The organism is uncultured Campylobacter sp. (assembly GCF_937949835.1).
In the GTDB taxonomy this organism is placed as follows: domain Bacteria; phylum Campylobacterota; class Campylobacteria; order Campylobacterales; family Campylobacteraceae; genus Campylobacter_B.
In genome coordinates, this window is sequence record NZ_CALEDC010000016.1 from 1 (window position 1) to 3,889 (window position 3,889).

General features: G+C 46.0%; 4 protein-coding genes. 3 read left to right on the forward strand and 1 reads right to left on the reverse strand.

Features of this window, described 5'->3' with window-relative positions:
• Positions 1-768, reverse strand: a 768-nt coding sequence (locus Q0256_RS00415; protein WP_297959009.1) for an NTP transferase domain-containing protein, incomplete at its 3' end; no start/stop codon positions are given.
• Positions 769-918: 150 nt separating this feature from the next.
• Between Q0256_RS00415 and Q0256_RS00420 the strand changes: the two genes are divergently transcribed.
• From Q0256_RS00420 to Q0256_RS00430, 3 genes are all read left to right on the forward strand, one after another.
• The gene (locus Q0256_RS00420) at positions 919-1,788 is read left to right on the forward strand and encodes an EamA family transporter (RefSeq protein ID WP_297926639.1); all 870 of its coding nucleotides are present in this window, start codon (positions 919-921) and stop codon (positions 1,786-1,788) included.
• Positions 1,789-1,852: 64 nt separating this feature from the next.
• Positions 1,853-3,034 carry an efflux RND transporter periplasmic adaptor subunit gene (locus tag Q0256_RS00425; protein ID WP_297959011.1) on the forward strand — a complete coding sequence of 394 codons (1,182 nt, stop codon included), beginning with the start codon at positions 1,853-1,855 and terminating at the stop codon, positions 3,032-3,034.
• A gap of 21 nt (positions 3,035-3,055) precedes the next feature.
• Positions 3,056-3,889, forward strand: an 834-nt coding sequence (locus Q0256_RS00430; RefSeq protein WP_297959013.1) for an ABC transporter ATP-binding protein, incomplete at its 3' end; no start/stop codon positions are given.

Consider the following 3,889-nt stretch of genomic DNA (forward strand, 5'->3'; position numbering starts at 1 on the left):
GTAGATACTTTGCGGCAGGCGCATCAAAACGCCTTGCTTCATCAAATTTTCTTTGATCTCGTTTTGCATTAAATTTTCGGCGATGCTGAGGGCGAGCTTATCGTTTATGCCCATGAAGCTTTGCTCATCCACCCACACGGCGGAGCATTTTAAGCCCATATCTTTGGCGATTTTGATCGCGTCTGTGAGGTAGTATTCTTTTTGTGCGTTATCTGGTTTAATCTGCGGCAGGATCTGTTTTAGCGCCTCGCTTTTGAAGCAGTAGCAGCCGGCGTTTGCGTCTTTTACCGCCTTTTCTTCCTCGCTTGCGTCCTTTTGCTCTACGATCTTTAAAATTTCGCCGCCGCGAGTAATTACTCGACCGTATCCGAAAGGATCGCGCGCGCTAAAAACGCTTAGATTTACTTCCGCGTCCCCCTCGCAGAGTTTGCGAAGCTCGGCGCTTTTTACCAAAGGCATATCGCCGCAGATTATGAGCGTTTTGGCTCCGCTGATTTCGACCTCTTTTAGTCCGCCTGCAGTGCCGGGGAAATGCTCGTGGTCTTGTTTGTAGATTTTAGCGTTTGGAAAGTGCGCTAGAACTGCGCTTTTAACCTCGTCAAATTGATAGTGTAAAATCACGCTCACGTCGTTTGAAATTTCGTAAGCTTTCTTTAGGATGTGGATTATCATCGGCTCGCCGCAAAGCTCGAAAAGAACTTTAGCTTTTTGCGACTTCATCCGAGTGCCGAGTCCTGCGGCAAGAACTATAACCGAAACGTCGTTCATTTTTACCCTTAAATTTCAAAAATCGGATAATTTTAACACATTTAAAATAAATAAAAACCTAAATTTATCCCGCGCGGACGAAATTTAAATCCCAAATTCAACTAAAATTTTATAAAATTCCGCTCAAATTTTAAAGCTTAGGCGGACGTTTTGAAAAAACTGATTTTGGTTACTTGTATTTGGGCTTTTAGTTTCTCGCTGATAGGCGAGTTTTTGCGCGGCATAGACAGCGCGTATTTGGCATTTTCGCGCGTATCGTTGGCGCTAATTTGCTTTTTACCGTTCATGAAATTTCGTGGCGTAAATCCCGCCCTGGCGCTTAAAATTTGCGCCGTGGGCGCCGTGCAGATCGGCGTGATGTATATCTTCTACTACCGCAGCTTTGCGTATTTGAAGGTCTATGAAGTCGCGCTTTTTACGATATTTACTCCGTTTTACGTGACGTTGCTTTACGACGCGCTTAAGCTTAGATTTCGCGCGCTATATCTTTTCAGCGTCGCTGTCGCGGTGCTAGGTGCCTTGGTGATCAAATTCGGCGCGATAAATTCCGAGTTTTTGACGGGTTTCTTGCTCGTGCAAGGCGCAAATTTATGCTTCGGGCTCGGACAGAGCGCGTATAAATTTATGCTGGAGCGCCACGGCTTTAGCGAGCAGAAGGAGCTTTTCGGCTACTTTTTCGTGGGGGCTACCGCGGTTACGGCGATTGCCGCGATCGTGCTCGGGGATTTTTCTAAATTTAATCCTAGCTTCTCGCAAGGCGCGGTGATCGTGTATCTGGGCACGGTAGCTAGCGCTTTAGGGTATTTTTTGTGGAACAAAGGCGCGTGCGAAGTCGATAGCGGCGTGCTTGCGATTATGAATAACGCGCTCATTCCCGCAGCGATCGTCGTAAATTTGGTATTTTGGCAAAAGGATGCCGATCTGGCGCGCCTACTTGCGGGCTCAGCGCTGATCTACGTTTCGCTAATTTTACATAAAAAGATCATGAAATTTTACGCCGTGCGCGAGCAAAGAATTTAGTATTTAACTAAAATTTTATATTTTTACATTAGAATTAGCCCTTATTTTATTTGAAGTTGGCAAAATGAAAAAAACCTTGAAATTTATCGTCTTTATCGTACTTATTTTTATTGCGATATATTTCTTATACGGTAAATTTTTTAAGCAAGAAGAGGCGCCGAAGGCTCTTACCACAAGGCTTGAAAAGGGTGATATTAGAGGCACGGTGACGGCTGCAGGCGAGGTTTATGCCAGGGATTTGGTCGACGTGGGCGCGCAGGTAAGCGGTCAGATCAAAAAGCTCTACGTCAAAGTAGGCGATAAGGTTCAAAAAGGCGATATGATAGCGCAGATCGACTCAGTCACGCAAGAAAACGAGATTGCGCAGCAAAAGGCGCAGCTTCTGATCCACGAGGCAAATTTGGCTTCGGCAAAGATTGCCGCGGAAAACGCCAAAACGCAGTATAATCGCGAGCTTGAGCTATATAAAAGAAACGCCGCTTCTAAAGAGGCTGTGGAAAACGCCAAAAATAGTGCCGCTTTAAAAGAGGCTGAGCAGAAGCAGATCGAGGCGCAGATCGAGCAGACGAAACTTCAGCTAAGCACGGCGGAGACGAATTTTGACTATACTAAAATCACGGCTCCGATAAGCGGCACGATCGTTTCCATGCCGGTAGAGGAGGGCAAAACGGTAAATTCCAACCAAACTACGCCTACGATCGTAAAGATCGCCGATCTGAGCAAGATGGAGATCAAGATGCAAATCGCAGAGGGCGATATATCCAAAGTAAAGGTCGGAATGGACGTAGAATACTCCATACTATCGGATCTGGATAATATCAAAAAGGCTAAAATTTACAAGATCGATCCCGGTCTTACCACGCTTAGCGACGGGACTTACGATAAAACTTCCAGCGGCTCTTCATCCTCCAGTAGTAGCGACAGCGCGATCTATTTTTACGCAAAGATGCTCGTGGATAACGAAAACGATTTTTTAAAGATCGGTATGACGACCGAAAACAACATAATCGTAAGCGAAGCGAACAATACGAGCTACCTACCTACCTCGGTTATCAAGCGCGACGCGAAAGGCGATTACGTCACGGTGCTTAACGGCAAAGAGCCTGAGCAGCGATACGTAAAAACGGGCGTCAGCGACGATTTGAATACTGAAATTTTAAGCGGTTTGGATGAAAAAGATGAGGTGCTTATCGCTGACGGAAAAGCCGCGCCGTTAAATATGGACGGGCCTCCGATGGTGTTTTAGTTAAAATTTTATGGTGCAAAGATGCTAGAGCTTAAAGATATAAACAAAAAATTCATTCTCGGCGATAACGAAATCCACGTCCTAAAAGACGTAAGTTTAAATATCGAAGCGGGCGAGTTTATATCGATAATCGGGCAATCCGGAAGCGGAAAATCCACGCTGATGAACATAATCGGCTGCATCGATACGCCAAGCAGCGGAAGCTACAAGATCGAATGTCGCGAGACCGCGAATTTAAGCGGCGACGAGCTCGCAGCACTTATAAGTAAAAAATTCGGCTTCGTCTTTCAAAAATACAATCTCATCGCTACGATGGATGCGACCGCAAACGTCTCGCTGCCTGCGGTGTATGCGGGCGTAGGGGCGAGCGAACGGACGAAACGAGCTGTGGAGCTTTTGAATAAGCTGGAGCTTGGCGATCGCACCAAAAATTTACCGAGTAAACTTAGCGGCGGGCAGCAGCAGCGCGTAAGTATCGCCCGCGCTCTGATAAACGGCGGCGAAGTGATTTTGGCAGACGAGCCTACCGGTGCGCTCGATAGCAAAAGCGGCGAGACGGTGATGCAAATTTTAACGGCGCTGCACAAAGAGGGACATACCATCATTATCGTTACGCACGATGCGCATATTGCGGAATTTGCGGATCGTATCATCGAGATAAAAGACGGCAGAATTTTAAGCGATAAAAGAAAGGCGGAACGGGTTTTTGAGCGCAAAAAAGAGCAGATCAAAACGAAAAATTCCTTTATATTTTGCAAAGACCAGCTCATCGAAAGCTTTAAAATGTCGATTAGCGCGATATTTTCGCATAAACTAAGATCGATTTTGACGATGCTAGGCATCATCATCGGCATT